Origin of the sequence: Thiohalophilus sp. (assembly GCF_031581315.1) — a bacterium.
In the GTDB taxonomy this organism is placed as follows: Bacteria; Pseudomonadota; Gammaproteobacteria; order UBA6429; family Thiohalophilaceae; genus Thiohalophilus.
Map to the genome: position 1 here is coordinate 5574 of NZ_JAVLAZ010000093.1, position 3511 is coordinate 9084.

2 protein-coding genes are annotated in these 3511 nt (G+C 56.1%); one reads left to right on the forward strand and one right to left on the reverse strand.

Annotated elements, in window-relative coordinates:
• On the reverse strand, positions 1-2201 hold a 2201-nt coding region (locus RI563_RS11340), incomplete at its 3' end, for a TonB-dependent receptor (RefSeq protein ID WP_310694494.1).
• Positions 2202-2767: 566 nt separating this feature from the next.
• Between RI563_RS11340 and RI563_RS11345 the strand changes: the two genes are divergently transcribed.
• On the forward strand, positions 2768-3412 hold the full coding sequence (locus tag RI563_RS11345; RefSeq protein ID WP_310694495.1) for a TonB family protein: 645 nt from the start codon (positions 2768-2770) through the stop codon (positions 3410-3412).
• Positions 3413-3511 lie beyond the last annotated feature (99 nt).

Here is a 3511-nt window from a genome sequence, read left to right on the forward strand (position 1 = left end):
GTACCCCAGGCAACATCCGTCCCGGACATGGTTTTGCCCTCACCCAGATAGGCGCCGCCCAGCGGGTGGTTATAGAACTCGTCGAAGACGTTCTCGATGCCCACATCGAAGCGGACCTGTTTCCAGGTATAGCTGCTGCGCAGGTGGAGCAGCCCGTAGGACTCGGTCTGCATTTCGTTGCGGGTGGCGGAGACATCCTCCTTGGCATCCACCAGCTCCACCTCGACGGTGTTCTGCCATGCCCCCTTCTGCTGCACGACCGCCAGTTTGGCATTGAGCGGCATCATGTTGTAGAGGTTGTCACCGGTATCCTCGTTCTCGCCGCGAACGTAATTCAGCATGCCGGTCGCGGTAAAGTTGCCGTACGCGGTGTTTTGCGCCAGCGGGAAGTGGCCGGAGATATCCAGACCGTAGAGGGTGGCCTCCTGGTTGACAAACTGCAGATAGACGAAATCTTCAGTTACGCCATCGCTTTTAGCAAGACGCTCGGCATCAATATAGTCCTTGACGCGGGTGTAGTAGGGGCTCACTTTCAGCTCCCACTTCTCTTGCGCTGCATCGTGCCAGCTGAAGGCGGCGCTGACAGTGTGAGCGATTTCAGGCTCCAGCTCCAGATTGCCGACGTAGCCGTTGCCGTCGCCGGCCCAGTTGATCATGCGCATTGCCATGCCACCGGTCGACCAGGTGTAACGCTCGTAGAGGTTGGGTGAGCGGGTTTTTCGGGCCAGGCCGAACTCAACGGTGCGGCTGGCATCCGGGGTGAAACGGGCCAGCGCGGTGAGGTCGAAGTTGTCGTCGGTCCTGGCGCGATCGGCAGCGTTGAAGGCATCAGCATCAGTGTCGTAGTTAGAGTTATATCCCTGTACCTCTCCGGCATCCATTTTCACCTGTTCATAGCGCAGGCCGAGCTGGGTCAGCCAGCGTTCGCTCCACTGCGCCTCCCACTCGCCGAACAGCGCCGCACGGTCGCGCTCGCCGTCGTTGATATTGATAAAGGTGTCGGGCCACATTCCCTTGCCGGAGGGGTCCCACCAGTCATACAGACGGTACTGCTGGGCCTCGGTGCCCACGCGCAGCAGGTCACGGCCAGACAGCATGATATCCGCCTTGAGCAGGAGTCCGCTGTTATTGCCCTCGGTATCCATCGGCATGCCTGCCGCACAGCCGTTCATCCCGCCCTCCAGAGTACAGGACTCGCCGTCGGGGTTGGTGGTGCCGTCGTTAGAGCCATACCAGAAGAGCTTGTCATCATAGAACTGCATGGAGTGACGGGTACGCTCGTGGTAGGCGCGTGCTTCCAGCGTGCCCCAGTCAAGCTCGGCGGTGTGGTTCAGATTGAATTGCGTGCTGTCATTGCCGGTCATGTCCATACGCTGGTTGCTCCACCCCTGATAGGGAATATCCTGCATGCCGATCTTGAATTCGGTGAGGTGGTTGTCATTGAGCATCGCCAGGCTGAGGGAGCGATTGGTGGATTTGTACATGGAGGAGCCGACCTCGTCGCTGTCAAGCGCCCGGTCACCCACGTCATTGACATAGGTTTGGGTCTTGAAATCGCCCCCGGCAGTGTAATTCTCCGACTCGGTGGTGGAACTGGTGTAGGTCAGGCTGAACCTTTCGTTGGCCGCGGTGGCGCTCAGGTTGTCGCCATAGGCGTTGCCGTTGCTGCGGAAGAAAAACCCCGCCTCGCCGGTGAACAGGCTTTCCTCTCCAGGGGCGGCAAACTGCGGTGCGGCGGAATCGACCAGAACGGTGCCGCCGATACTGTCGCCACCCACGCTGACCGGGCTGATGCCGGCAAAGACAGCGGCGTTGTCAACGTTGCTCGGATCGATGTAGGAGAGCGGCGGGTTCATGTGGTTCCCGCAGGCGGAGATAAGGTCCATGCCATCGACCTTGATGCGCAGGCGATCATCGGCCAGGCCACGGATAACAGGCAGACCGGAGACCCCGCCGGAGCCCTGGATGGTGACGCCGGGGAGGTTCTTCAACAGGCTGGCGCTGTCGCTGGTGGACGGGCGCAGCATCTGCAGGCTCTCCTCACTGACGGTTGTGCTGTTAACATCGCGACTCTCTGTCAGGGGCGCGGCGGTGACCGAAATGGTCGGGACATTCTCTTCGGCGATTGCGGTACCGTGGGTAAAAGCGGCGATCAGTGTGGCAAGTAAGGTCTTGCGCAGAGGCAATGGTTGATGATGCATTTTTTCCCCTTGAATGTAGCTTGTTATTTAAAGTTGTGTATCAGAAGATAGGCAGTGTTATGCCGTGCTTAATTCACAGCTCGATGTGCTGACACACGAAGACTGCGGTCTCTGCGGTTGGGATAACCAGCGAAAACAGAGGCACCAGACGAATTAATCACCAATCACCGCTATCAGCGGGAGAAACCTGAACAGCGCTATCCGCCACCTGTAGCATTTTTCCCGCTGCGCAGTACTTTCCAGCTTCGACTTCAATAACAGAAACCGGCTCTCCCTGAACGCTGGTGATTACCGACCAGTCAAATAATGCAGCTGCACTTCATACTGCCTGCTTCCCATAGAAACAAACCACAAAGCAGCAATTGCCGTGCCATAGTTCACTTCTAATAAAACAGTCACTTACTGGACAAATCAGATTTGAAATTGTCTGTTATCAGACACTCCGTTCCCAAACAGACACGCCGGCTTCTTGTTCGGTGCAAACACCGGCATTGGAGCTTGCAAGCGATTGCGTTAAAGTTCTCTTATCGGCACGTGCACAAACCTTCCGGATTGATTTGTTTTTCATGGCCCAGCTGACCCCTGCATTCAAACTGATGTTAATTGTCTCAATAGGGCTGCACCTTGTTGCAATTATCGAATCCGGCTATCTCTCGAGCGGTCACCACCAGAAAAATGTCAACACCCGCCTGAACATTACTTTGAGTCAGCCGGATGAAAGCAGGACACAGGTGAACCCCATGCCGGAAAAAATCGTCCAGAAGAAGATGAAACCGAAACCCAATGCCCAGAACGAGCCAAAGCCGGAACCCGAGGCAAAAACGGAACGCATTGAGCGCCGGCAGGAAAAGCCGGTCAAACCCCGGAAGAAAGTATTACCACAACAAGAAGAGCAACAGCGTAAGGAGATGGGAGGCAATCGCAGTGGAATACAGCAGAAAGAGTCTTACCACAATCAACTACTGCGTCATCTGGAGCAATTCAGGCATTATCCCTTTATGGCTCGTCGACATCAGCTGGAGGGTCGGGTCTTGATCCGCATTACGCTCACCGCCGCGGGTCAATTGCGAAACATCGAATGTCTTGAAGGCAATAAGATATTTTGTGAGGCGGCCATCCGGGCTGCCCGCGAAGCACAGCCTTTCCCGCCACCGCCGACATCCCTGTCAGATAAAGCGTTCGAATATGCTATGGAATATAAATTACGATGACGGGAATGAGTCACGCTCGACATGGTGCGTCACACGCACCCTGCGCACTCAGAACTCAGAACTCAGAACTCAGAACTCAGAACTCAGAACTCAGAACTC

What these genes read in the sequence shown, in the direction of transcription:
- RI563_RS11345 (WP_310694495.1), top strand. Translation starts at nt 2,768, where the DNA reads ATGGCCCAGCTGACCCCTGCATTCAAACTGATGTTAATTGTCTCAATA.